This is a genomic window from Frankia sp. RB5 (genome assembly GCF_059816245.1).
The window spans coordinates 16092-41477 of record NZ_JCBATA010000027.1; the positions used below are offsets into that span (position 1 = coordinate 16092).

Genomic DNA, 25386 nt, shown 5'->3' on the forward strand with positions numbered 1-25386 from the left:
GCGGCATCGCGGCGCCACGGTATGGCGGGCCGCGTCACGACGAGACGGAGGAGGGCGGTCGGTGGACGAGCGTCGACTGGGCGACGCCGACGAGGGCATCCATCCTGTCGGTCCGGAGCTCAACTGGAACGAGAGCCGCTACATCGACTTTCGCGACCCGGAGTCCGGCATCGGCGGATGGTTTCGCATCGGGATGCGACCCAACGAGGGCCGCGCGGAGATGTCGGCGTGCGTCTACCTACCGGACGGGCGCGCCGGATTCTTCTTCGAGCGTGCCCCGATCGACGGCAACGGGCTGACGGCCGGCGGCCAGCGGTGGTCGATCGGCGACCCGTACCGGGAGAACACCGTCCGCTACCGCGGCCCGATGCTGCTGCTGGACGACCCCTGGGCCATGACCGACCCGAAGCGCGCCTACCAGGACAGTCCCCGGGTCGACGCCGAGATCGACCTCACCGTCCACTCCACCGGGCTGTCGACCGTGATGGGCCGCGAGCAGTGGCATATCGACCGGATCTTCCTGCCCGGCCAGGCCGACTGGCACTACCAGCACCTGTGCCGCTCGGTCGGCACGGTGCGCCTCGGTGATCAGACGTGGCGGGTCGACGGGCGCGGCGGCAAGGACCACTCGTGGGGACCGCGTAACTGGCACGCGAAGATCTACCTGCGCTGGCTGATCTGCGCGGTCGACGACGACACCGGTTTCATGCTGGTCCGCGCGGTCGGCCCGACCAAGAAGACCCGCGGCGGGTTCGTGCTCGACGGCGGCGAGTTCCACGTCGTCGACGACTTCACCTTCCGGTCCCGCTACGGCCCGGGCCCCCGCCACGTGCTCGAGTCGGTCTCGGTCACGGCGACCGTGGGCGCTCGCAGCTGGTCCGCCACCGGCACGCCGCAGGGGTGGCTGCCGGTTCGCCACCGCCAGCCCGGCCCCGACGGCCGCGAGGCACTGCTGCGGATCGTGAAGTCCCCGACGGTGTGGACCTGGTCGGACGGGCGGGCGGGCAGCGGGCACAACGAGTGGCACGATCTCGTCGTCGACGGGATCCCGATCGGGCTGGACGACTGAGGTGGGCGACCCACGCGGCCTGGTCCCGGCGACGCTGTCGCCGTGGCTGTCCGGACGGCTGCCGGCAGTGACCGGGGACCTGCGTTACGAGCCGATCTCGGGCGGGCATTCGAACATCACCGTACGGGTCCTCGACGACGGGGGACACGCCTGGGTACTGCGGCGACCGCCGCTGGGCGACCTGCCGAAGGGTGCCCACGACGTGCTGCGCGAGGCGCGGATCATGGCCGCGCTCGCCCCCACCGACGTCCCGGTCCCGCACATCGCCGCGACGTGCGACGACGTGGCGGTCACGGGTGCGCCCTTCTACGTGATGGACTTCGCCGCGGGCGCCGTCGTCGCCAATCCCGACGACGTCCTCGCGGCGCTTCCCGAGCCCGCGAGCCGGCGCCGGGCCGGGATGAGCCTCATCGACACCCTGGCCCGACTGCACCGCGTCGACATCGACCAGGTCGGGCTGGGCGGCCTGGCCGACCGCGGGCGCTACGTCGAACGCCTTCTCGCCCGGATGAGCCGGGTGCTCGCGCAGACCCGCACCCGCGATCTTCCCCTCGTCGACGACGTCGGGCGCCGCCTCGCCTCCTCGGCGCCCCCCAGTCGGTACACCGGGCTCGTGCACGCCGACTACCGGCTCGGCAACGTGATGCTCGCGCCCGACGGCACCGTGGTCGCGGTCCTCGACTGGGAGCTGACGACCGTCGGCGACGTCCTCGCCGACCTCGGCTTCCTCATCAACAACTGGGAGCTGCCGAGCGACGACGTGCCGCGGGTGTGGATGGAGACGCCCCCGACCCGCGCGGGCGGGTTCCCCGACCGGGACGAGGCGGTCCGGAGCTACGCCCGCACGACGGGCTTCGACGTGTCGGACCTGCCGTGGTATCGGGCGTTCTCCGCCTGGCGGATGTCGATCATCGCCGAGGGGATCAAGGCGCGCTACGAGTCCCGGGCGATGTCCTCCGACCGCGTCGACCTGCGCTATCTGGGGCAGCGTGTGCTGGACCTCGCGGCCCAGGCCGACGCGCTGCTGACCGCCGCGTAACGGACTGCGGGCCCTCGAGACGTGGGCCCAGGAGTACCTGAACCCGGCCTGACGGCTGCCCGGCACATGTCGTGGGGGCGCCGCCCCGGCCCGCTTGCCGGAACCCGCGAGCGCGGACTCCGGCGCGTGACGCCGGCTCGGCGCCGCCCACGACATGCCCCCCGAGAGTGGTGTGCTCCCCGGAGTGCGGCGGCGCGCGGTGCGTCAGGGAGCGATGAACTGCAGGTCGAGCTCGATCTTCACCTTGTCGGCCAGGGCGAGCTTGCCCGCGCCGAGCGGCAGGTTGAAGGTGATGCCGTAGTCGGCGCGGCTGAGCTCGCCGGTCGCCGAGAAGCCGGAGCGGACCCGGCCGTCGGCGGGGTGGGTGTCCGTGCCGTAGAACTCGACGGCCAGGGTGATCGGCTTCGTGACCCCGTTGATGGTCAGGTCGCCGCGCAGCGCGTACTGCTCGCCCTCGGCGGAGACGGCGGTCGAGGCGAAGGCCATCGTGGGGTGCTCGGCCAGGTTGAAGAAGTCGGTGCTGCGCAGGTGCGCGTCCCGGTCGGCCTGGTTGGTGTTGATCGACGCGAGGTCGATGCTGGCCGCGACGGCGACCGTCTCGAGGGCGTCGCCGACCGTCAGTGTCGCGGCGAAGGTGTCGAACCGGCCGCGGACGTTGGTGACGCCCAGGTGGCGGATCTGGAAGTTGACGCTGGAGTGGGCCGTGTCGAGCGTCCAGCTTCCGGGGACGAGCGGCAGCGGCGCGAGTTCGGACGGGGCGGCGGTCACGCGGGCCTCCTGGTAGGCGGTGGCGACGGGGCACATCAGTTGCAGCTGCAAGTCCTGCGGAGAAAAAGATAGCTGCCTACGAAACGGCGGCCCACCCCGGGTGCACGGCGGATCCCGTCCGAGCGGCCCGCCATCCGCCGTGTCCGGTCCGACTCCGTTACAGTGGCACTCGGTGCCAAATCGGCCCGGGTTCGCGTGGCTCCTGGGAAAGGCGCGGACCACGAACGACGAGGTGGGTTCCATGGCCAGCACGAGGACGTGGTTTGAGACGGTGGCGGAGGCGCAGCGCCGTGCGAAGCGTCGCCTGCCCAGGGGCGTCTATCTGGCGCTCGTCGCCGGCGCCGAGGCCGGCGTCACGATGAACGACAACATCAGCGCCTTCGACGAGCTGAAGGTCCGCCCGCACATCGCCGACCTGCCGCCCACCCGGGACCTCTCGACGACCGTGATGGGCCAGGACATCAGCATGCCGGTGCTGATCTCGCCCACCGGCGTGCAGGCGGTGCACCCTGACGGCGAGGTCGCCGTCGCGCGGGCCGCCGCCGCGGCGGGCACGGCGATGGGCCTGTCCGCCTTCGCTTCCAAGCCGGTCGAGGAGGTCGGCGCGGTCCTCGACAAACTGCTGTTCCAGACCTATTGGCTCGGCTCGCGTGACGAGATCCTCGCCCGGGCCGAGCGCGCCCGCGCCGCCGGTGCCAAGGGCCTCATCGTCACCCTGGACTGGGTGTTCGACTCGCGGCGGGACTGGGGCAGCCCGTACATCCCCGAGCGCCTCGACGTGAAGGCGATGGCCCGCTACGCGCCGCAGGTGGCGCTGCGCCCGGCCTACCTGGGGCGCTGGCTGCGCAGCCGCTCCCTGCCCGACCTCGGCGTGCCGAACCTCGGCCCGCGCGAGGCCACCCCGCCGACGTTCTTCGGTGCCTACGGCCAGTGGATGGGCACGCCTCCGCCCACCTGGGCCGACCTCGCCTGGCTGCGCGCGCAGTGGGACGGCCCTTTCATGATCAAGGGAATCACCCGGCCGGACGACGCGCGCCGCGCGGTGGACGCGGGCGCCAGCGCCCTCTCGGTGTCCAACCACGGCGGTAACAACCTGGACTCGACGCCGGCGTCGATCCGCTGCCTGCCCGGCGTCGTCGACGCGGTGGGCGATCAGCTCGAGGTCGTGCTCGACGGCGGGATCCGCCGCGGCAGCGATGTGGTGAAGGCCCTGGCGCTGGGTGCCCGCGCGGTGATGATCGGTCGAGCCTACCTGTGGGGCATGGCCGCCGCCGGCGAGCGCGGGGTGACGAACGTGCTGGAGATCCTCCGGCAGGGAGCAAGCGAGACGATGCTGGGCCTCGGTCGATCCTCGGTCCACGAACTGTCTCCCGACGACATCATCGTCCCCGCAGGTTTCGCACTCGACCACAAGGGCTGACGAAACCAGGCCTCCCACCTGGTGAAGAAACTTTTTTGATACAGTCCGGAAACCGGTCGCTCTGGGTTCGGTGAAGGCGGGTGCAATGCCTTGTTGCACCCGGGGCGAAATCCGGTTGCACCGTTGTCTGCCGGCCCGGTGGTGTGCACCATTAAGGCATGCCGTGTCGCCCTCGCATTGTTGCCCCTGTCCCTGAGAAACCGGATGCGGACGATTTCCCGGTTGAACCGGATTCCGCACCGGTCATTCTGTGGTCGACCGTGGTGCCCCGGCCTCGGGAGCCGCTCGCCGTCCCGGGCCCGCTACCGGCGCAGCGCGAGCCGGTCGCACCGGACGACCGCGTGCCTCCGGCCGGAGGAATCCCGCCGGTTCCGGGAGTCTCCCCGTTCTTCCGCGTGCTGACCGGCGAGGGGAGCCCGGCCGGCGGCGGGCGGCGGCGTTCGTCGTCGCCGGTCCGGTGCGCGCGGCGCCGTGGCGGCGGCGGCGCGGCCGGCTGCGGCGCCCGTCGGGGTTGAACCGCCGTGACCAATCCCACGCAGGGGCGCTCGGGCGCCACGGATGACACCGAGATAATCCGGCGCATTCCCGCTGGATCCGTGGGCGGTAATGCGGGCGGCCCGGACGGTTCGTCGAGAAAGACGGGGGACTCGCCGCGGGGTCCGCGGGAATCGGTGAAAAGCGCGGGCGGCGCACCGGTGGCCGGGCCGGCGTCGTCGGTTCTTCGGAACGAGACGCCGCGCATCGCGGGTCGCGCGCCGCGGGTTGCGGGCGGATGGGCCGGGGCGGGGGCCGGGCCGGCTGGGCACACGGTCGGCCCCCGCGGGTTCGCGGTCGGCCTGGGACAGGGCGCGGACATCGCCGCCGGCATCGCCCGGGGAAATCCCAGCGGTGACTCGGGGGACTTGGCCGGGCCGCGGCTGTGGAGCCGTCTCGCCGCGGGCGCCGGCCGCTGGTGGCACGCTGCCGGGCGGCGCGCTGCCGGGCGGCGCGGTGGTGGCCGGGCTGGTGGCGGGCCGGCGGGCCGCGGCCCGGCTGGCGGCGGGCGGCGGGGCGGCGGGGAGCGGCAGCGTGTCGGGTGGGCCGGGCGACCGGTGCCCCGCGTCGGGCTGGGCCTGGGGGTCGCGGCGGTGTTGCTCGCCGTGTTCGCGGGCTCGGGCTCGGGTTCCGAGGCGGCCGGTGCGCGGACCTCGTGCGGGGGCGCGGCCGGTGCCCCCGGGGTGACGGCCGGCGAGATCCGGCTCGGGCTGCTCTACCCGGACTCCGGGATGGTCGCCGCCGACTTCCCGGCTGTGCGGGCCGGGGTCGACGCGCGGATCGGCGCCGCCAACGCGGCCGGCGGCGTCGGCGGGCGGCGGATCGCCTACGACTGGCGCGACGACGACGGCACACCCACGGCGAACCTGCTCGGCAGCCGGGAGCTGGTCGAGCGGCGCGGCGTGTTCGGCCTGCTGGAGTTCACCTCGGCGGCCGCCGGGGGAGCGGGCTACCTGGCCGACCGTGGCGTCCCGGTGGTGGGATCGGCGATGGAGGACGTCTGGGCCCGTTACCCCAGCATGGTGTCGGTCGCGGCGACGACGGCCACGCCGATCGACACCTACGGCCGCGTCGTCGCCGAGCGGGGCGGTCACTCCGCGGTGGTGGTGCGCACGGCGCTGTCGGCGGGTGTCGCCGGGGCGGCCGCGCGGGTCGGCGCGAGCCTGCGCGCCGCTGGGGTGGGGGTGGCCGCCGACCTGGCCTACACGCCGGGCGCGGACAGCCCCGGCGACCTTGCCCGGCAGGTCGTCGCCACCGGGGCGGACAGCGTCGTCACCCTGCTCGCGCCGTCGGCGCTGCCCGCGCTGCTGCGCGCGATCCGCGACGCCGGCGGGCAGCCCGGCGTCGTCCTCGCGCTCGACGGCTACGACCGCGGCCTGCTGCGCGCCGCCGGCGTGGACCTGGCCGGGATGCTCGTGCCCGTCTACTACCGCCCCTTCGAGGCGGGCGGACCGCCGACGGCGCGCTACCTCGACGCGATGCGCCGTTACGCACCGCAGGTCGACGATCCCGAGCAGGCCGCGAGCCTGATCGCCTACCTCAGCACCGATCTGTTCCTGCGCGGCCTGCAGGCCGCCGGCCCCTGCCCGACCCGTGCCGGGTTCCTCGCCGCGCTGCGCGGCCTGACCCGGTACGACGCCGGCGGCCTGCTCCCGCCGATCGCTGTCGCGACCGCTCAGAGCCACCCCGCCACCTGCTACACCGTGCTGCGCGTCGATCCGACCGGCACGGCCTTCGGGGTCGACCAGCACGACGTCTGCGCCCGACCCGTCACCCCGGCCCTGTGAACGTGCACGTCCCGGACGTATAGCTCGGACAGGACGTGTACCTCGGACAGGACGTAACGTGACGGTCCGGGGCGGCGCCGGCGGAGTCGCCGGAGCGGAGGGACGGAGCGTCCATGCCACTGTGGCAGCAGGCCGGGATCCTGGCGGGCGTGCTGCTGGTGGTCGCCGTCGTGGCCCGCGCCGCACTCCTGCGGTGGCGGCGCCGGGCGGTGGAGATCGTCGCGGCGGCGAGCGCAGAGGCGGCGACGATCCTCGGGCTGTTCACGCTCTGGCAGGTCGTGCGGATCCTCGGGGTGACCAGGGTCGACGGGGGTATCGAGCGGGCCGACTGGATCTGGCGGACCGAACAGTGGTCGCACCTGCCCAGCGAGGTGCGCATGGAGCACTTCATGCTCGGCCACGAGACGTGGCTGCGGGCCGCGAACGTCTTCTACGCGTGGGTGCACTTCCCGGCGATGAACCTGTTCCTGGTGTGGCTGTTCGCCCGCCACCGCGGCGCCTACCCGTCCGTGCGCACGACGATCGTCCTGCTGACCGGGTCCTCGCTGGTGTTCCACATGTTCCTGCCGGTCGCGCCGCCGCGGATGCTGACCTCCGCCGGGTTCGTCGACGAGGCGGTGCTGCTCGGCCAGTCGGTGTACGGGGAGTTCGGCAACGGGGTCGCGGCACAGCTCTCGGCGCTGCCGTCGGTGCACGTGGGCTGGGCCTTCCTGATCGCCTACGAGGTGATCCGGATCAGCCCGAGCCGGTGGCGGTGGCTGATCGTCGTCCATCCGGTCCTGACCACGCTCGTCGTCGTGGTCACCGCGAACCACTTCTGGGCCGACGGCATCCTCGCCGTGGTGCTGCTCGTCCTCGCGGAGCTGGGCAGCAGGGCGCTGGCCCGCCTCGGCCGCCGGCTGCGCGACCGCCGCCGCGCCAGCCCGGCGGCCGACGCTACACCGGATCAGCCACCGACCCCTGCGCCGGCGACCCTTCCGCCACCGACCCCTGCGCCGGCGACCCCTGCGCAGGCATCGGCCCTTCCGCCGGCGCCGTCCTGTCGACCGGCACCGACCTCTGCGCCGGAACCGCGGTCCGCGCTGTCTCCTCCGTCGGCGCCGCCGCCTGAGGGGCACACAGCAGCGGCCCTCCGCACCGGTCGGCACCCGGCTTGACGGCGACCAGGTTCGCCGCCACGTACGCGATGAGGTTCGCCGCGTGCCACTCGGTCGGGTAGTAGGTGACCAGCCGTGAGCTCTGGAAGCGGGCCTGGATCCCCGGCACGTCGACCCGGTACTCGTCGTCGGTGTAGTACCAGAACGAGTTCTCGTTGTAGTAGGCCGTATGTGCGGGGTTCTGGTAGGCGCCCCGCCCATCGGAGCTGGGCGTCAGGGTGAGCAGCATGCCGCCGGGAGCCAGCAGCCGGTACAGCTCGTTGATCAGCGGGACCTTCGCGGTGACGTGCTCCAGGACGTTCACCGCCCGGATGACGCCGACCGAGCCGTCCGGCAGGTCCAGCGGATCGGGCAGCGCGGCGACGAGGTCGACGCCCGGCCCAGGGGTCCGGCCCACGCCCAGGTAGCCGGCCGGCCTGCGCCGGGCCGCGCCGAGGTCCAGCGCCAGCAGTCCCCGCCGCCGGGCCCAGGCCAGCGCGTTCGCCTCGACGTACTGGTCGTACAGGGCGACGGTCTCGCGCTGGATGTGCGCGTTGACCTCGGCGTCGCTCTGGGTGTTCTCGCCGTGGATCCGCTGCAGGTACAGGCAGCGCGGGATGTGGTGGAAGTCGCCGACCTGGTAGAGGCGGCACATCAGGTCCTGGTCGTCGAGCACCTCCCGGGCGGCGTCGTAGCCGCCGACCCGCTCGTACGCCTCCCTGCGGAACGCGCGCACGTGGTTGGGCGCATACCAGATGTACGACACGTTGTGCGGTGTCGGCGCCAGCGACCGGGCGCGCAGCACGTCGCGACCGTCCACGTCGACCTCGTCGTAGTACCAGCCGTGCGTCTCGTCGAAGCGGCTGTCGTCGCGGCCGCCCTCGGAGGTGATCTGAGCCGCGTCGCTGTAGACGAACGAGGCCTGCGGGTGCTCCGCGAACGCGGTGGCGATCTCGGCCAGGCAGTCGCGGGCCAGCAGATCATCGTGGTCGAGCTCGACGAGGATCTCGCCCCGGGCGAGCTCGCAGGCGCGCCGCTTCGCCGCGCCGACCCCGCGGATGCCGTCGGCGACCACCACCCGCACCCGATCGTCGGGCATCTCCGGCCGCCAGCGTGCGCCGTTGTTGAGCAGCACGATCCACTCCCAGTCGGCTCGGCTCTGCGCGCGCAGCGTGGCGAGGCAGTCGTCGAGGTAACGGGGCTGGTGGCTGGGGGTGAACACGCAGAACGCGGGGGCTGGTGACGTCATCGTTCACTACCTGTCCGGTGGGGGGCGGATGCGATGGTGGGGAAGTGAGGGCGCCGCACCGTCGGCGGCGATGCCTGGACGGCGGCTCCTCGGCGGGATCGCCTGAGAGCCGACGTGGTGCCGAGGCGGCGCGCGGTACACCCGCGGGACAGAGCGGGGTACCGGACAGGCGCAGCGTTCAGACCTACGGGGCGCAGATGACGTAGGCCGTGATGTCCGTGTTGGCGTTGTGGCTGGCCTGCCATCCGATCGCCGGGCTCGACGTCGTGCCGCCAATCGGGGACGTGTCGCGCACCGGGTCGCCGCCAGCGGGAACCAGGGCACCGCCGCCGATGGCGAAGGTGCCGGCCAGGCAGAACGCCTGGGCGGTCTGCGAGGCAGTGACGGACCGGACCACGCTGGACGCGCCGGCGTTCGCTCCCTGGGCTCCCTGCGCTCCCTGCGCTCCCTGCGCTCCCTGAGCTCCCTGCGCTCCCTGAGCTCCCTGAGCTCCCTGAGCTCCCTGAGCTCCCTGAGCTCCCTGGGCGCCCTGCGCTCCCTGGTAGCCACGGGGTCCCTGGTAGCCACGGGGTCCCTGGAAGCCGCGCGGGCCCTGAGCTCCCTGAGCTCCCTGAGCTCCCTGAGCTCCCTGAGCTCCCTGAGCTCCCTGCGCTCCCTGCGCTCCCTGCGCTCCCTGCGCTCCCTGCGCTCCCTGCGCTCCCTGCGCTCCCTGCGCTCCCTGCGCTCCCTGCGCTCCCTGAGCTCCCTGCGCTCCCTGGGCTCCCTGGGCACCCTGGTAGCCACGGGGTCCCTGGAAGCCGCGCGGGCCCTGAGCTCCCTGCGCTCCCTGCGCTCCCTGGGCTCCCTGGGCTCCCTGAGCTCCCTGCGCTCCCTGCGCTCCCTGCGCTCCCTGCGCTCCCTGCGCTCCCTGCGCGCCCTGAGCGCCCTGAGCTCCCTGGGCGCCCTGCGCTCCCTGGTAGCCACGGGGTCCCTGGAAGCCACGGGGTCCCTGGAAGCCGCGCGGGCCCTGAGCGCCCTGAGCGCCCTGAGCGCCCTGGGCTCCCTGAGCGCCCTGGGCTCCCTGAGCTCCCTGGGCTCCCTGGGCGCCCTGCGCTCCCTGGTAGCCACGGGGTCCCTGGTAGCCACGGGGTCCCTGGAAGCCGCGCGGGCCCTGAGCTCCCTGAGCTCCCTGAGCTCCCTGAGCTCCCTGGTAGCCACGGGGTCCCTGGTAGCCACGGGGTCCCTGGTAGCCACGGGGTCCCTGGTAGCCACGGGGTCCCTGGAAGCCGCGCGGGCCCTGAGCGCCCTGAGCTCCCTGGGCTCCCTGGGCTCCCTGCGCTCCCTGGTAGCCACGGGGTCCCTGGTAGCCACGGGGTCCCTGGAAGCCGCGCGGGCCCTGGGCTCCCTGGGCTCCCTGAGCTCCCTGAGCGCCCTGCGGTCCCTGGAAGCCGCGCGGACCCTGCGGTCCCCGCGGTCCCTGGGGACCTCGGTCCTTGTCATCATCGAAGATGTTCAGGGCTTGCGGGGTGCCGCTCACCACGCCGGCCGGTCCCGGGACCTCCGCCGCCTGGGCCATGGCCGCCTGGCCGATCGCCAGCGGGGCGAGCACGCCAGTCGTCGCCGACAGCATGAATGCTGTTCTGACGATGGCCCTGTTCAGGGAGTTACGATTCATCTGATGCTCCGTTTCTGCTGTGAATGGATTGATGGGAAAGTGGTGTGCCGCGTGGCGGCGATGGCCGGGAGTGATGGTGAGTGGGGCTGTTTCCTTGGCTGTCTGCTCTTCCCTTCGTTTCCCGTGGGTCTGCTGGGCTGGCAGCCTTCGTCCCGCCGTGCTGCTGGTGGGGGTCCGATACCGGCTTGTCCCGGCCGTCGGACGCACCCGGCCTCCGTTCATTCCGGCGAATTCCGTCGGATCGACGTTTTGGCTCGGCATCTAGCTGGAGAGTCGAAATCCGCCTTACCGCTACCTTGTCGCCGCTTGGCCCCCCGGCCCCGTGGCCGTCGGTGACGGGCCCAATCGATATCAGAAGCAGATGATCATCTGGAGGTGACACGCCGGACGTGGAAAGGCCCTTCGATGGGTGGTCGTTGGCGTATTGGCTGCGTAATTCCTGTTTGGCTCGACCGTGGATCAGTGAAATGCCCGCCGGAGGTATTCTCCGCGGTTTTCGGCAACTGTCGGACGGTGAACCCCGGGCGTCGGCGGGCCCAGGCCGGGCCGCCGTGCGGCCACCATCGTCCCGTCCGACCGCCGGATACGACCGTCGGCGGCGACAGGGCGGTCGCAGGCGCGCCCGGAGAGGCGCCGCAACGACAGAGGCGCCGCAACGACATCTGTTCCGGTCGGTACTGGAATCACGCGAATCCTCTACGATGGCGACGCCGCGTGGGCGAATGACCGGGCTGGGGCGCTCGGTACCCCGCGTAGGCATCGGGGGGCAACGGGTGATGCGGTCATCGGCGTCGCGGACGTCGCCACTGGTTCTGGGCGCCGCCGGCGCGCGGGCGCTGGTGGTGGGCACGGGTGGCCATGCCGCCCCACCCGCCCTCGGGCGGGCGCTGGTGGACCGGTGCGGCCTGGCCGAGGAAGGCCTGCGGCTGGTCACCGACCCGTCGAGCCCGCTGGAGCTCGGCGAGGCGGTCGCGGACGTCGCCGAGGACGCGGCCGAGGCGCTAGCGGTCTGTTTCCAGGGCCTTCTGGCCACCGCCGGCGATGGCGCCCTCTACCTGGGCACGGCGGCCTCGGATACCCGACCCCACCGCCTGGCGCACACCTGGCTGCCGCTGACCTCGCTGCTGGCGGCGGTCGCGGCGAGCCCGGCCCCGCGCCGACTCGTCGTCGTCGACGTCGTGCGCGTCGTCCTGAGCGATCAACCAGTCCCGATCAGCCGCTCGGTCCCGGGTGATGACGCCGTTCCCGACGACCGCGGGGTCCCGGACGGCGAGGCACCGCCACGCCCGGCCGCTGCGCCGGGCGCCGCCGGGGAGGGCACCGAGATCCTGGCCGCGGCCGGCCCCGACGTCGAGGTCGTCGTCCTGGTCTCCGCCCCGCCGCCCGGGACCGGGCAGAGCCCGGCTCCGCTGCTCGAGGAGTGGGCGCACCTGCTGGTCAACGGCGACCCGGACGGTCCGGTCGAGCTCACCGTCGAGCGGCTGATCCGGGCCGCCACCCGCCGGGTGGCCATGCGTGGCCACACCGTGCTGCGCAGCGCCGCCACCTGGTCGGACCAGGTGATCATGGCGTACAACGTGGCGCACACACCGCCGATCGCGGACCTGGCCGCGGCCCCGACCGCCCTGCTCGCGGACGGCCCCGGACCGGTGGTGACACCCGTCCCGCGGCCGGCGGCCGACCCGGCCGGAGCGCCCGCGGCGTCCGGGTCCGCCGAGGTGCCCCGGGCGAGCGCGGAGCCCGGACCGACCGCCGTGTCCGGCGCCCTCGCCCGGCGGGCGTCCGCCGCGGACGAGCAGTGCCCGTATCCGGGGCTCGCCTCGTTCGACGGTGGCACGCGGCAGTGGTTCTTCGGCCGCGAACGGGCCGTCGCCGACGCGCTGTCCCGCCTGGAGGACCGCCTCGGCGGCGCCGGTCCGCTGGTGCTCGTCGGGGCGTCCGGATCGGGGAAGTCGTCGCTGCTGCGCGCCGGCCTGCTGCCGGCGCTTGCCCGCGGCGCGGTGGCGGGGGCGCGCGGCTGGCCGCAGGTGGTGATGACCCCCACCGATCATCCGGCACGTGAGCTGGCCGGTCGGCTCGCGGCCGCGGCGGGGCTGTCGGTGCTCGCCGCGGCCCGGCTGGACGTCGTGTCCGAACCGGAGCGCTTCGTCGGCGCCCTCGCGGACCTGCTCGCGCTGCGCCCGGCGGCCGGCGGGGCCGGGGCGACCCGGCGGGTGGTGATCGTCGTCGACCAGTTCGAGGAGACGTTCACCCTGTGCGCCGATGAGCGGGAGCGCACCGCCTTCATCCGCGCGCTCGTCGCCGCCGCCCGCGGGGACGGGGCGGACAGCCCGCCTGCGGTCGTCGTCCTCGGCGTGCGCGCGGACTTCTACGGCTGGTGCGCCGCCCACCCGGAGCTGGTCGACGCGCTGCAGCGCGGCCAGGTGGTCGTCGGCCCGATGACCGCCGCCGAGGTGCGCGACGCCATCGTCCGCCCGGCCGAGACGGTGGGCCTCGCGGTGGAACCGGGCCTCGTCGACCTGATGGTGCACGACCTCGGCGCGAGCGAGGACGGCGTCGTCGCCGACCCGGGATCGCTGCCGCTGCTCGCCCACGCGCTGCGCGCCACCTGGCAGGAGCGGGAGAACGGCACCCTCACGGTCGCCGGCTATCTGCGGGTCGGCGGTCTGCGCGGGGCGATCGCCCGTACCGCCGAGGAGACCTTCGGCGCGTTCGACGCCGCCGGCCAGGACCTCGCCTGGCAGATCATGCTGCGGCTGGTCCGCTTCGGCGACGGCACCGACGACACCCGCCGCCGCGTCCCCCGCGCCGAGCTGCTCGCCCTGTCCGAGCCGCGGGAGCCGCGGGAGCCGCGGGAGCCGGGGACGGCGGGGACGGCGGGGACGACCGCGGGCGCGACGACGCTGCCGGCCGCGCCGTCGACGGTGGTCGCCGGCGTGCTGGACGCGCTGGTCGGGGCGCGGCTGGTGACCGCGGACGCGGACAGCGTCGAGATCTCGCACGAGGCGCTGCTGCGGTCGTGGCCGCGGCTGCGTGAGTGGATCGAGGTCGACCGGGCCGCGGCCGTGGCCCGCCAGCGCCTCGCCGACGCCGCGACGAGCTGGGACAACGGCGGGCGCGACCCGTCCTACCTGTTCACCGGCAGCCGGCTGGCCGCCGCCCGCGAGTCGGTCGACAACGAGCCAGGCGGGTCGGCGTCGACCCCGGCGGCCCGCGACTTCCTCGCCGCCTCCGTCGCCGCCGAGCAGGCGGCCCGCCACGTCGAGGCGCGCCGCACCCGACGGCTGCGCCAGCTCGTCGCCGCCCTGACGGTGCTGGTCCTCGTCGCGAGCGGGGCGATGGCGTTCGCGTTCTGGCAGCGGGCCCGCGTCGCCGACGAGCGTGACGAGGCCCGCTCGGTCGCGATCGGCCGGCAGGCCGCGCAGTTGCGCGCCGCCGACCCCCTCGCCGCCGCCCAGCTCGCCGCCGTCGCCTACCGGCTCGCCCCGACGCCGGAGGCGCGCAGCGCCCTGCTGTCGACGTTCGCCAGCGGCTACGGCTTCGCCACCCGCCATCTCGGCAGCCAGACCCGCCCGATCGGCGCCGTCGCCTACAGCCGCGACGGCCGTCTCGTCGCCGCCGCCAGCGACGACTGGTCGGTCGCCCTGTGGGACGCCGCCGCCCCGTCCCGGCGCACGCCGCTCGCCACCATCCGCGGGCACCGACTCGCGGTGAAGTCCGTCGCCTTCAGCCCGGACGGCCGCTACCTCGCCACCGGCGGCGACGACCGCACCGTGCGGCTGTGGACGCTGACCGACCCGGCCCACCCGGCACTCGCCGCGACCCTGCCCGGCGCCACCGACTCGGTGTACGGGCTGGCGTTCAGCCCCGACGGGCGGATCCTCGCCACCGGCGGCTGGGGCGCGCAGGTGCGGCTGTGGAGCGTCGCGGACGTCGCCGCGGTCCGCCAGGTCGGCGCCGTCACCGCGCACACCGCGAACGTGCGGGCACTCGCCTACAGCGCCGACGGCTCCGAGCTGCTCACCGGCGGCGACGACGGCCGCGCGCTGCTGTGGGACGTGCGTGACGTCGCCGCCCCGGCGCCGCTCGGCGAGCTGACCAGCGAGGTCGGCTCGAACGTCGTGCTCAGCGCCTCGACGACGATCCGCTCGGTGGCGCTGAGCCCCGACGGCCGGCTCGCCGTCACCGGCGGCGATGACACCACCGCCCGCGTCTACGACGTCAGCGACCCGCGCCATCCCACCGTCGTGCAGGTCATCGACGAGGTCCGCGCCGTCACGTCGGTCGCGGTGAACACGGCGGGCCTGGTCGCCGTCGCGGCGAGCAACGCCGTGGAGATCTACGACCCGACCCGCCACGGTGACACCGTCGCCGTCCTCCCGCACGGATCGAAGGTCTGGTCGGTCGCGTTCAGCCCCGACGGGCGGACGCTGGCCAGCGGCGCCGACGACCGCACCCTGCGGCTGTGGGACGTCCCCGGCGCCACCCTCGTCGGAGCGTCGAAGTTCCTGTGGTCGACGGCCGTCGCCCCGAACGGGCGGGTGGTGGCCACCGGCGACTATGCCAACACCGTTCGGTTGTGGGACACCACCGACCCGGCCCGCCCGGTGCCCGCCGCCGAGCTCACCGGGCTGAACGCCGCCGCCGACAACGTCCGCTTCACCCCCGACGGCAAGGTCCTCGTCGCCGCGAGCCTCGACACCACCACCGGCTTCGACGGCACCGTCCTGCTGTGGGACGTCGCCGACCCGCGCCACCCCCGCGTGCTCGCCACCGTGCATCCCGGCATCGGCGGCATCGCCGACCTGAAGATCAGCCCGGACGGGCGCACGCTGGCGCTCGCCGGCTCCGACGCCCGCATCGCCCTGTGGGACATCGCCGACCGCGCCGCCCCCCGCCAGCGGGCCGTGTTCGGCGGGCAGCGCTACGACGTGTCCACGGTCAGCTTCAGCCCCGACGGGCGCACCCTCGCGTCGGGCAGCAGTGACCGTACAGTCCGGCTGTGGGACGTCACCAACCTCGACCATCCGGTCGGGCTCGGCACGATCGGCGGCTTCACCAGCGCGCTGATCACCGTCGCGTTCAGCCGCGACGGCGACACCCTCGCGGTCGGCAGCTTCGACACCCAGATCGCCCGGTGGGACGTCCGCGACCGGCGGGCCCCGCGCGCGCTCACCCCGCTGATCGGTCTGGGTGCCGGCGTCAACGCGATCGAGTTCAGCCCCGACAGCCGGCTCATGGCGGCGGCCGTCGGCGGCGCGAACGGGGTCGTGCGGCTGTGGGACGTCTCCGGCGGCGGGGACCCGAAACCGTACGCGACGTTCGCCGGCCGGTACAACGGCTTCGCCGCGGTCGCGTTCGCGCCGACGGGTGCGTACGTCGTCGGCGCGCCCTACCAGGTCGTGGGGTTCGTCTGGAGCCTGGACGCCCGGGCCACCGAGTCGGCCCTCTGCTCCCGCGCCGGCGACCCGCTGACCCGCGCCGAATGGAAGCAGTACCTGCCCGACCTCGGCTACGATCCGCCCTGCGGCTGAGCCTCACCGTGTCACCGAGGGGCTCGTGGGCAGGGGGGTCGTCGACGCGAGGGCCGTGGCGGCGATGAACAGTGCGGGGTCGGCGCGGCCGGGCGGGTTCGGGTCGCAGCGATCGGTCACCGAACGGGTCGCCGACGCGTTGCCGGCCTATGACGTGACGGCGGTGCTCGGCCACGGCGGCCACGCGGTGGTGCTCGCCGGGCGGCACCGTCGGCTTGGCCGCAGCGTCGCCATCAAGGTGCTGTCCACGGCCGGTTCCGACGGCGGCGCCCACGGCCGCTTCCTCGCCGAGGCCCGGGTGCTCGCCGGCCTCGACCATCCCCACATCGTCGGTATCTACGACTATGTCGAGTCCGCCGACCTGTGCCTGCTGGTGATGGAGCGCCTCGCCGGCGGCAGCGCCCGCACCCTCGCCGCGAACGGCCTGACCGTCGCCACGGTCGCCGCCGTCGGCCTCGCCGCCTGCGCCGCCCTGCGCTGCGCCCACGACGGCGGCATCCTGCACCGCGACGTCAAGCCCGACAACATGCTGTTCACCGCCGACGGCCTGCTCAAGGTCACCGACTTCGGCATCGCCAAGCTCGTCGGCGCCTCCGGCGCGGCCCCCAGCACGTTCGTCGGCACCCCCGTCTACATGGCACCCGAGCAGTTCGACGGCCGTCCCCTCGGCCCCGCCTGCGACCTGTACGCCCTCGGCGTCGTCCTCTATGAGCTGCTCAGCGGCCGCCCCCCGTTCGCCCGCTCGCTGCCGATGACCCAGCTCATGACCCTGCACCTGCGCACCCCGCCACCCCCGCTGGACGCGGTGCCGCCCGCCGTCGCCGCCGTCGTCGCCCGCGCGCTGGCCAAGGACCCCGCCGACCGCCACCCGTCCGCCCACGCCCTCGCCCTGGACCTCGCCACCGCCGCCGCCCACGCCCTCGGCCCCGACTGGCTCGCCCGCACCCCCCTGCCCGTCCGCCTCGACGACGACATCCGCGACGCCGCCCGCGCCGCGACCTCGACCATCCCGCCTGGCCCGAGGCCCATCCCAGCCGTACACCGCGAGTCGCCCCTCAGCACGCCGCCGGAGCAGCTCGGGCCGCAGACCCGCGCGCTACCCTCGCCCCAGCCCGACACCCCGCCGCCCGACACGCGGCCTCCCAACACCCCGCCGCCCGACACGCGGCCTCAGTCCAACAACCCGCCGTCCGACAGACGGCCTCCCACCGCCTCCCTGCCGGCCATTACCGACCTGCCGGCCATGACCGATGTCGGTTCCGAGGCCGGTGCCGGTCCCGGGTCCGACGGCACTCCCACGTCGGAGCCTGGTCGTCGATGGGCCGCTGTGCTGCGCCGTGGGTCGTCGGGGGGCCGAGCCTCCCGACGCGGCAGCCGCGGCGACGGCGGGACTCTCCCCGGCGGCGGCACGATCCCGCGAGGGACACCCCACGACGCGGGAACGGGCGGCGGCGCGCTGCGGGTCGAGTACCCGTACGGCGTCGTCGCGGCACCGGATGGCGCGGTCTTCGTGTCGCAGCGGCTGCGCCACCGGGTGGTGCGCGTCGACCCCGACGCGACGATCACCGCGGTCGCCGGCTGCGGCCGCGGCGGTGGACGCGGTGACGGCGGCCCGGCCGTCGACGCTGAGCTGGACAACCCCTGTGGCCTGGCCCTCGCCGCCGACGGCACCCTGTTCGTCGCCGACAGCTTCACCCATCGCCTGCGCCGCATCACCCCCGACGGCCGCATCGACACGGTCGCCGGCACCGGCCGCGCCGGCCCCCCACCCGGTCCGATGCCCCGCCCCGCCACCACGCTCGACCTCGCCCAGCCCCACGGCCTGTGCCTGGACGCCGACGGCCGCCTGCTCGTCACCACCCTCGGCGGCCACCAGGTCATCCGCGTCGACCCCGACGGACTCGCCGCTCCCCTCGCCGGCGTCGGCACCCCCGGCCAGTCCGGCGACGCCGGCCCCGCCCAGCTCGCCCAACTCCGCCGCCCCCACGCCGTCATCACCACCGTGGTCGGGCCACACACCACCGAGATCGTCTATGTCGCCGACACCGACAACCGCCTCCTGCGCGCGATCCACGCCGACGGCACCATCACCACCGTCGCCGGCATGGTCTACGGCGCCTCACCCGAGGAGGACGCTCCCGCCCGCATCGCCGACATCGGCCGCCCGCACGCCCTCGCCGTCACCGCCGCCGGCGGCCTCCTGCTCGCCGACCCCGACTCCTCCCGCGTCCGCGAACTGACATCCGACGCCCGCGTCCGCACCTTCACCGTCGCCCCCGCCGGGCCGGCCCGGCCCGTCGGCCTCACCACCACGTCCGACGGCACGATCCTCGTCGCGGACCCCGCCCGCCACCTGCTGCACCGTTTCCCACCGCCCGCACCGCCAGCACGCTGGTCGCCCCGCGCTCACCTCGGGATCGAGTGAGCGCGGGGCGTGGAATCGCGCAGACCGACTGTCAGGCGGCGACGACGTCGGCGCGCAGGGGGGCGAGGGCGGCTGCGATGTCGGCGGCGGTGGGGGCGGGGACGCCGAGGCCGGAGATGGCGGCCAGCAGGTGGGTGACGACGGCGTCGAAGTGGGCGTCGGTGATGCCGAGGGGCTGGTGGACCGCGCGCATCGGGCGGCCCTGGTAGACCTCGGGGCCGCCGATCGCGGCGGCGATGAAGGCGCGCTGGTGCTCCTTGAGGCTGGCGATGTCGCGGCCGGCGAAGTAGGGGGCCAGCGACGGGTCGGCGTTGATGCGGACGTAGAAGTCGTCGACCGCTGCCTGCACGGACGCTGCTCCGCCGATCGTGTCGTACGTACTCATGTGGGCCTCGCTTTCGCGGTGGAGGCGGCGTGGCCGCTGCCTGTCCGACGTTTCCACCCAACCCCCGCGGCGCCATCGCCGGGAATAGGGCGAATGTCCGGATAGTGGAGGCGCGTGGCCGGGGGAAGCGTGGGTCCAGTGGCCCGACACCCATGGTCGGCGCACTGGCTGGGGGTGGCTGCCGTGCCGTCTGAGCTGGCCGGATTCCAGGGTCGAGGTGTTTCGTGGAACGACGGTGGGGGCGGCGCCCGACAAGATGGGCGGCTCGGAGGTGGGCCCGTCGAATACCGTGATCCCGGTCGGCTGGTGTGGCAGCCCCTCGGACGCGGACCGGGCCGGGCGGGGCGGTCAGGGGCGGGCGGAGGCGTCGACGATGGGGGTGCGGAGGCGGCCGACGCGGTCGATCTCGACCTCGACGACGTCGCCGGGGACCAGATAGCGCGGGGGAGTGCGGACGTAGCCGACGCCGGCGGGGGTGCCGGTGATCAGGACGTCGCCGGGGTTCAGCGTCAGCGTGCGGCTGACGAAGGACAGGATGTGGCCGATCGAGAAGATCATGTCGCTCGTGTCGCCGTCCTGGACGATCTCGCCGTTGACTCGGGTGATCAGCCGAAGGCCGGCCGCCGGATCGCCGACCTCGTCGGCGGTCACCACCGGGCCCATCGGGCCGCTGCGGTCGGCGTTCTTGCCGAGCGTCCACTGCGCCGAGGCACCCTGGGCCCGCCTGGCGCTCAGGTCGTTGAACACCGCGTAGCCGAACACGGCGCGGGCCGCGGTGTCCTCGTCGACGTCGGTCAGCCGGGCGCCGACGACGACCGCGAGCTCGCCCTCCCAGTCCAGCCCGCGCTCCCCTGGCGGAACGGGGACCGGGGTGCCGTCCACGGACAGCGAGGCCGTCCACCGACCGAACAGCGGCGGGCGCTTCGGTGGCGCCGAACCGATCTCTGCGGCGTGCGCGTGGTAGTTGAGCCCCATGCCGAGGATCCGCGCCCCGGCGGGTACAGGCGGCGCGAGCGAGACCCCGTCGGGCGCGAGGCTGTTGGGCGCGAGGCTGTTGGGCGTGAGGCTGTTGGGCGCGAGGCTGTTGGGCGTGACGCGGTATGGCGTGACGCCGTCGGGTCCGTCGGGGCCGAGCGCGACGCGGTTGGGTGTGCCGGGGCCGAGCGCGCCGGGGCCGAGCGCGCCGGGGGTGGACGTGCCGGGTGCGGGGCTGGCGAGCAGCGTGCGGGCGCGGGTGGTCCAGCCGGCGAGGTCGGCGTAGAAGTCGTCGACGTCGGTGAGGCGGGCCACCGACGGCGCCGGGCCGTTTCCGCCGGCCGGCACCAGCACGCCGACGTCGACCCGGTGCCCGTCACGCATCCCCACGAACCGCATGCGACGCATCCTCGCGCACGCCGGCCGCCGACGCCGCCGGGATGAGCGGGTGGGGCCCGTCCCGGAGGCGTCGGCGGCAGCGATGCGCGCCAGTCCGGCGCGGCCGGTCAGCCCCCCGCGGACGACCGGCGCAGCGCCCGGGCGGCGAGGGGAGTGGCGAGGACGAGGAGCAGCGCCACCTCGGTCAGCACGCTGAGCAGCGCGTCGGGGGACGGCTGCAGACCGCGTTCGGTGAAGTCGAACACGCCCACCGTGCGGGACAGGACGAAACCGATCAGCGCGCCCGCGGCCAGGCCTGCGGCCGCGAGCCGCAGCAGGGGCGTGGCCCGTAGCAGGAGCAGCGCCGAGACGGCGAACGCCCCGCTCTCCTGCAGCAGGAACATGTCGCCGACCTTCGGGATGACCCGGTACCCGTCGCTGTAGAGGTCCAGGTGGATGTACCCGCTGGCGGTGAGCAGCGCCACGGCGACGATCCGGCCGGCGAGCTCACGGGGGTTCGTCCACCACCACTGCCAGACCACCCGCCACCAGCCACCGGCCCGGGCGGCCGAGGCCGGCGCGTCGGAAGCGCCAGAAATGTCGGGGGCGCCGGAAGCGCCGGGCGTTCGCCGTGTCAGCTCCGGGCCGGTCACGCGAGCCTGCTGTCGGTGAGGGCGAGGCTGGGATTTCCCGGATGGTACGTGACCTCGCGGATGCCGAGCGCGCCGGCGAGCATGCCGGCGGGCAGTGTCTGAGGCGTGGGCGCGGGGGCCTGGCCGGGACGGGGAAGGGGATACGCGGTCGTCGTCGCGCTGTGAAAGGTCACGTTTCCCTCGCGCCTGGTGAACAGCTGGTGCACGTGCCCGTTGAGGCAGGTGACCGACGAGAATCGCCGCAGGTGGTTGAGGACCGCCGCCGCGTCGTCCGTTCCCCAGCCCCACTTCGGGTACATGGCGAACAGCGGAATGTGGCTGAAGACGACGATCGGGGTGTCGGCGGAAAGTCCGGCGACGTCCTTGCGGACGAAATCGATCTGATCGGCGCCGAGATGACCCAGCGCCTCCAGGGTGAAGGTGTTCACCAGGCCGATGAAATGCACACCCCGCAGGTCGAAACTGTACCAGCCCTCCCCGCGCGTCCCAGCGCCGAACGCGGCCCGATAGGCGCGCCCGCCGTCGTCGACCGAATCGTGTTCCCCGGGCACCGTGTACACTGCCGGCGTCCGCAGCCCGGACATCATCTGTTTCACCTGGTCGAACTGCGCCGGGGTGGACAGGTGGGTCAGGTCCCCGGTGTGCACGACGAAGTCCGGGCGGTTCGGCAGGGCGTTCACCTGGTTGATGGCCCGCTCGAACGATCCGGTGACGTCCGGGTTCGCCTTCCCGGTGAAGCCGAGATGGCTGTCGCTGACCTGAACGAAACGGATGTCCGGGATCGGCGCGGGGGAGGCGGTGGCACTCGACCCGCCCACGACGTGCCGGGTCACCTCCCCGCCGACGACGGTCAGGCCGACCGCCGCGCCGAACCACGACGCGTGTCGGGTCAGCTGGCGCCGTGACATCCCCGGGCCGTCGGCGGCGCCGGGCGGCCGCGGGGCGCTCACGCCGTCACCCGCACGGTGCCGACCATGAACGGGTGGATGGAGCACAGGTAGGAATAGGTCCCCGCCCTGGTGAACGTGTACTGGTAGGTGTCGCCGGTGTTCAGGGTCCTCGAGTGCAGCGGCCCGTTCGTGCTGACGACGGTGTGCGCGTCGCCGTCCCGGTTCGTCCAGGTGACCGTCGTGCCGACGCGGACGGTCAGGTCGCCGGGCGCGAACGCGAAGTTCCTGATGTCGACGGCGTTTCCGGCGACGGGCTTCCCGGCCGCAGCCGCGCCGGGTGCGCCGGCCGCGGGGATGCTCATTCCGTGCGTCGACATACCTGGCGTCGACATACCTGGCATGGGCGTTCCCGCCGTGGTGGTTCCCGGCGCGGCCGAGGCGCCGGTGCCGTTCGTCCCGGAATTGAAGGCGGGCGGCGCGGCGGACGCGGCCGCGGACGGCGAACCGTTCGAGCCGCAGGCCGCGAGAACGGCCAGCGCGAGTGTCAGGAGAATGGCCGCCGTGTACGGCATGCGTTGCCGTCGGCTGGCGGAGGTCAGTGTCACCACAGAACCGATCCGGCCCCTGGCGGGCCTGTGTCGTCGCGGTCCGCGCCGGTGCGGACTCCTCACCTACTGATAGGAGAGCGGGTTACACCTCGGCCGATTTTCCTGAACGTGGCACCGGGCCCGTTCCAGCATTGTCGAGACACCGCGCGGAAATGCCCGGAACCGAGTGGGGGTCGTGCGGGTGTGGGTCAGGCGGGCCGGGGCGGGGCGAGGACCTGGACCTTGCCGGACACCTCGCGGACCTGGATCTCGGGCAGCGTGCGGGGCGGTGTGCGCAGCTGGGAGTGGACGACCTCGCCGGTCAGGGCGAAGACCGTCCGGTGGCAGGGGCAGGCGAGGCGGCGGGCCGCCGCGTCGAGGGCGAGCTGGCAGCCCTGGTGGGTGCAGACACCGGACACGGCACGGACCTGGCCTTCCGTGCGCCGCACGAAACCCGACACCGTGCCGAGGTCGAACGCCCGCACGCCGCCCTCCGGCAGGTCCTGGCTGGTCGCGACGGTCCACCAGGACGCCGTCGTGGGCATCAGGACGTCGTCGGTCGCGGTCGTCGAGGGCGCGTCGTCGTCGCCGGTCGCGCGCCCGACGACAGCCCCGACCGCCACGCCGGCCGCGGTCCCCGCCGCCGCGATCGATCCGACCGTCACGAACCGCCGCCGCGTGCCGCCCCCCGTGCGCCGCGCCTCACCGAGCGCGGGCCGCGGCGGGCCGGCCGCGGCCTCACCGGCGGGCCTCGTCTCGGGTGGGTTGGCCTGTGCCGACGCCGGCGGCCGTGCGTGCTCGCCGGTGAGAGCGGTTCCGGCGTCGGCCCGCCCCTCGACGTCCGCCCGTGCGTCGGCCTCGGCGGCCGCGGCCAGCCGTCGGTGCAGGGCGGCGACGAAGTCCGGGTCGGGGGTGTCGGCGCCGGGCGCCGCGGCGCGCAGGGTGATGGCGGCCCGCAGCTCGGCGGCGTCCTCGTCGGTGGCCGGGAACGGCTGGGGCCGGCGGTCGGCGAGCAGATCCTCGATGTGGTCGCGCGCATCGGGTCGGCGCGCACCGCGCCGGCGCGGGTCACGTCGCATCACGCCTCCCTCCGCCGGGTCAGCTCGGCCGCCCGGCGCAACGCCCGGTGCTGGAGGACCTTCGCGTTCGCGACGGTCACCCCCAGCTCGGCCGCCGCCTCCCGAATCGACCGCGACTCCAGGAACCGTAGCCTCAGGATCCGTTCGTCCCGTGGTGACAGCCCGGCCAGGATCGTCTCCGCCTGCGGGGCCTGACCGTCCGCCGGCCCGGCCGTGGACGAGCCGCCGCCGGCGTCCGGGGTCGTCTCGCGACTCTGGCCGGCGGCCGCCTCCAGCTGCTCACCATCCAGTGTCGTCACCACGATCCCCAGGGTGCGCCGCCAGTGGGCGGCGAGGGTCGTGCGGGCGACGGCGAGCAGATAGGCGCGGACCTCGCCGACACTCGCCGACACCCGCAGCGGCCGCAGCGCGGTCAGGAAGACCTCGGCGGTCAGGTCCTCGGCATCGGCCCGGTTGCCGACCTTGGCGTACATCAGGCGGTAGATCCGGTCGATGTTGTCCCGGTAGATCGCGTCCCAGTTCGGGTAGACGTCCTCCGTTCCGACGACGCGCAGCCTCGGCCCCGCCTCGGCGCCCGGGACCGCGCTCGCGTCGCCGCCGGGGGCCGGCGGCCCCTCAGCGGACGCGTGGGCCGCGCCGGGCATCCGCCGTCCCCTCCGGGCGTCGCCGATCACCGTGTGGCGCCTCCGCCCCCGTCGCTCGCCGGGCCTGCCGCCTGGTCCTTCCCGGGTGTGGCTGGACACCCGGCACCGTCGCCGTCCTCAGCACACCAGGAGATAGGTACCGGGGTTACACACGGCGTGGTGTCGCGCATGCGACAGTGTGGCTGCACGGTGACGAATGGTGGTCAGGGGTGACGGCGAGGCTGGCGACCGGGCACGGCCCGACCGACCCAGGCGCCACCCCCGCGGCGCCACCCCCGGCGCCGCACGTCCGCTGTCCCCATGATCCACCGAGCTGGTGCCGACCAGGGACGATCGTCCGAGCACCGTGTTTTCCGAAATCACACCATTTGCGGCTGAACCGGCCAGGGCTCCCGTCCGTGTCCCTCGGTGAACCTGATCCTGGCACGGCACGGCCCGACGACGTACAAGGAGCAGACGCATGGCCTCCCTTCCCGAGCTCGCCCCCGCCGCCACCGAGCGGGCCATCACCTGCGGGCCGGACTCCCCCTGCGCGCGGCACGCCGCCGACGAGGCCTCGGGCCAGGGCCGGGCGGCGTCCCGGCGCGGCGTGCTGGGGGTCGCCGCCGTCGGGGCCGGTGCCGGCCTCGTGCTCGCCGGCTGCGGCAGCTCTGGCGACTCCAACGCGGCTCCGTCGAGCACGACGGGTTCGGGTGGCGCCTACGGCGGGGCGAGCTCCGCCGCTCCCTCCGCGGACGCCGGCGCCGGCGCGGGCGGGACCGTCCTCGGCGCGACCAGCGAGGTCCCCGTCGGCGGCGGCATGATCTTCTCCGCGCAGAAGGTCGTGGTGACGCAGCCGACCGCGGGCAGCTTCAAGGCGTTCAGCAGCACCTGTACGCACCAGGGCTGTCAGGTCAACAAGGTCAGCGACGGCCTGATCATGTGCCCCTGCCACGGCAGCCGGTTCAGCATCGCCGACGGCTCGGTCAAGGGCGGCCCCGCGCCGGCCCCGCTGCCGGCCGCCTCCGTCAACGTGCGGGGCACCAACCTCGTGCTCGGCACCTGACCCGTTCGGTCCTCGCGCCCGCACCGGCGCGCCCCATGCCCGCGGATCCGGTTCGGCCCGTCCCCTGCTCCCGCCGCCGACCGGAGTCCGCGGCGCCGCCGTCCGAGTCTCCGGCGACGGCGCCCCGCGTCAGCC

At 74.3% G+C, this 25386-nt stretch carries 17 protein-coding genes and 1 pseudogene; 8 read left to right on the plus strand and 10 right to left on the minus strand.

Annotated features, from left to right (window positions below; all coding sequences use genetic code 11):
- The first annotated feature begins 61 nt into the window (after positions 1 to 61).
- Together AC6EXY_RS16305 and AC6EXY_RS16310 are read left to right on the plus strand one after the other, a co-directional pair.
- The gene (locus tag AC6EXY_RS16305; protein WP_101832797.1) at positions 62 to 1069 is read left to right on the plus strand and encodes a DUF7064 domain-containing protein; all 1008 of its coding nucleotides are present in this window, start codon (positions 62 to 64) and stop codon (positions 1067 to 1069) included.
- A gap of 1 nt (position 1070) precedes the next feature.
- Entirely contained in the window at positions 1071 to 2108 is a 1038-nt protein-coding gene (locus AC6EXY_RS16310) for a phosphotransferase family protein (protein WP_165818460.1), read from the plus strand.
- 204 nt (positions 2109 to 2312) lie between these two features.
- Here AC6EXY_RS16310 and AC6EXY_RS16315 read toward each other — a convergent pair whose 3' ends face one another.
- The gene (locus AC6EXY_RS16315) at positions 2313 to 2876 is read right to left on the minus strand and encodes a YceI family protein (RefSeq protein ID WP_101832800.1); all 564 of its coding nucleotides are present in this window, start codon (positions 2874 to 2876) and stop codon (positions 2313 to 2315) included.
- A gap of 241 nt (positions 2877 to 3117) precedes the next feature.
- Here AC6EXY_RS16315 and mftD point away from each other — a divergent pair, with 241 nt between their 5' ends.
- From mftD to AC6EXY_RS16330, 3 genes are all read left to right on the plus strand, one after another.
- Positions 3118 to 4296 (plus strand): pre-mycofactocin synthase MftD, encoded by a 1179-nt coding sequence (gene mftD / locus AC6EXY_RS16320; protein ID WP_101832799.1) that lies wholly within the window; start codon positions 3118 to 3120, stop codon positions 4294 to 4296.
- Positions 4297 to 4967: 671 nt separating this feature from the next.
- Positions 4968 to 6617, plus strand: a complete 1650-nt coding sequence (locus AC6EXY_RS16325) for an ABC transporter substrate-binding protein (RefSeq protein WP_499842359.1) — start codon at positions 4968 to 4970, stop codon at positions 6615 to 6617.
- Between the two features lie 113 nt (positions 6618 to 6730).
- Positions 6731 to 7774: a phosphatase PAP2 family protein gene (locus tag AC6EXY_RS16330; protein ID WP_499817983.1), complete on the plus strand. Its 1044-nt coding sequence runs from the start codon at positions 6731 to 6733 to the stop codon at positions 7772 to 7774.
- A gap of 232 nt (positions 7775 to 8006) precedes the next feature.
- Here AC6EXY_RS16330 and AC6EXY_RS16335 read toward each other — a convergent pair.
- Positions 8007 to 9002 (minus strand): annotated as a pseudogene (locus AC6EXY_RS16335) (glycosyltransferase); the annotation flags it as partial.
- A 184-nt stretch (positions 9003 to 9186) separates the two neighbouring features.
- A complete protein-coding gene (locus tag AC6EXY_RS16340; RefSeq protein ID WP_101833593.1) occupies positions 9187 to 9399 on the minus strand; it encodes a hypothetical protein in 213 nt (70 codons plus the stop codon).
- A 2033-nt stretch (positions 9400 to 11432) separates the two neighbouring features.
- On the opposite strand from AC6EXY_RS16340, the gene AC6EXY_RS16345 reads away from it, so the two are divergent.
- Both AC6EXY_RS16345 and AC6EXY_RS16350 read left to right on the plus strand, forming a co-directional pair.
- Complete coding sequence (locus AC6EXY_RS16345; RefSeq protein ID WP_499817999.1) at positions 11433 to 16190, plus strand: nSTAND1 domain-containing NTPase; 4758 nt, start codon at positions 11433 to 11435, stop codon at positions 16188 to 16190.
- Between the two features lie 25 nt (positions 16191 to 16215).
- Positions 16216 to 18615, plus strand: coding sequence for a protein kinase domain-containing protein (locus AC6EXY_RS16350; RefSeq protein ID WP_499817984.1), 2400 nt, complete (start codon positions 16216 to 16218; stop codon positions 18613 to 18615).
- Positions 18616 to 18646: 31 nt separating this feature from the next.
- On the opposite strand, the gene AC6EXY_RS16355 is transcribed toward AC6EXY_RS16350, so the two are convergent.
- The 7 genes from AC6EXY_RS16355 to AC6EXY_RS16385 form a co-directional block, all read right to left on the minus strand.
- On the minus strand, positions 18647 to 19000 hold the full coding sequence (locus AC6EXY_RS16355; RefSeq protein ID WP_499817985.1) for a group I truncated hemoglobin: 354 nt from the start codon (positions 18998 to 19000) through the stop codon (positions 18647 to 18649).
- Positions 19001 to 19348: 348 nt separating this feature from the next.
- Complete coding sequence (locus AC6EXY_RS16360) at positions 19349 to 20374, minus strand: fumarylacetoacetate hydrolase family protein (protein WP_243407381.1); 1026 nt, start codon at positions 20372 to 20374, stop codon at positions 19349 to 19351.
- A gap of 107 nt (positions 20375 to 20481) precedes the next feature.
- On the minus strand, positions 20482 to 21006 hold the full coding sequence (locus AC6EXY_RS16365; RefSeq protein ID WP_243407380.1) for a hypothetical protein: 525 nt from the start codon (positions 21004 to 21006) through the stop codon (positions 20482 to 20484).
- The gene (locus AC6EXY_RS16370; protein ID WP_243407379.1) at positions 21003 to 21956 is read right to left on the minus strand and encodes a metallophosphoesterase family protein; all 954 of its coding nucleotides are present in this window, start codon (positions 21954 to 21956) and stop codon (positions 21003 to 21005) included. The genes AC6EXY_RS16365 and AC6EXY_RS16370 overlap by 4 nt, the downstream gene beginning before the upstream one ends.
- Positions 21953 to 22501, minus strand: coding sequence for a plastocyanin/azurin family copper-binding protein (locus tag AC6EXY_RS16375; RefSeq protein ID WP_207770244.1), 549 nt, complete (start codon positions 22499 to 22501; stop codon positions 21953 to 21955). Before AC6EXY_RS16375 ends, AC6EXY_RS16370 begins: the two co-directional genes overlap by 4 nt.
- A 191-nt stretch (positions 22502 to 22692) precedes the next feature.
- On the minus strand, positions 22693 to 23562 hold the full coding sequence (locus tag AC6EXY_RS16380; RefSeq protein ID WP_133150629.1) for a Rieske (2Fe-2S) protein: 870 nt from the start codon (positions 23560 to 23562) through the stop codon (positions 22693 to 22695).
- Positions 23562 to 24206, minus strand: coding sequence for an RNA polymerase sigma factor (locus AC6EXY_RS16385; protein WP_101831245.1), 645 nt, complete (start codon positions 24204 to 24206; stop codon positions 23562 to 23564). The genes AC6EXY_RS16380 and AC6EXY_RS16385 overlap by 1 nt, the downstream gene beginning before the upstream one ends.
- Before the next feature lie 460 nt (positions 24207 to 24666).
- On the opposite strand from AC6EXY_RS16385, the gene AC6EXY_RS16390 reads away from it, so the two are divergent.
- Positions 24667 to 25251: a Rieske (2Fe-2S) protein gene (locus AC6EXY_RS16390; RefSeq protein WP_101831244.1), complete on the plus strand. Its 585-nt coding sequence runs from the start codon at positions 24667 to 24669 to the stop codon at positions 25249 to 25251.
- Positions 25252 to 25386: the final 135 nt, after the last annotated feature.

Coding starts and splice junctions, on each gene's coding strand:
- AC6EXY_RS16390 (WP_101831244.1), top strand. CDS start 24,667: ATGGCCTCCCTTCCCGAGCTCGCCCCCGCCGCCACCGAGCGGGCCATC.
- AC6EXY_RS16355 (WP_499817985.1), bottom strand. CDS start 19,000: ATGAGTACGTACGACACGATCGGCGGAGCAGCGTCCGTGCAGGCAGCG.
- AC6EXY_RS16330 (WP_499817983.1), top strand. CDS start 6,731: ATGCCACTGTGGCAGCAGGCCGGGATCCTGGCGGGCGTGCTGCTGGTG.
- mftD (WP_101832799.1), top strand. CDS start 3,118: ATGGCCAGCACGAGGACGTGGTTTGAGACGGTGGCGGAGGCGCAGCGC.
- AC6EXY_RS16380 (WP_133150629.1), bottom strand. CDS start 23,562: ATGCGACGTGACCCGCGCCGGCGCGGTGCGCGCCGACCCGATGCGCGC.
- AC6EXY_RS16385 (WP_101831245.1), bottom strand. CDS start 24,206: ATGCCCGGCGCGGCCCACGCGTCCGCTGAGGGGCCGCCGGCCCCCGGC.
- AC6EXY_RS16360 (WP_243407381.1), bottom strand. CDS start 20,374: ATGCGGTTCGTGGGGATGCGTGACGGGCACCGGGTCGACGTCGGCGTG.
- AC6EXY_RS16345 (WP_499817999.1), top strand. CDS start 11,433: ATGCGGTCATCGGCGTCGCGGACGTCGCCACTGGTTCTGGGCGCCGCC.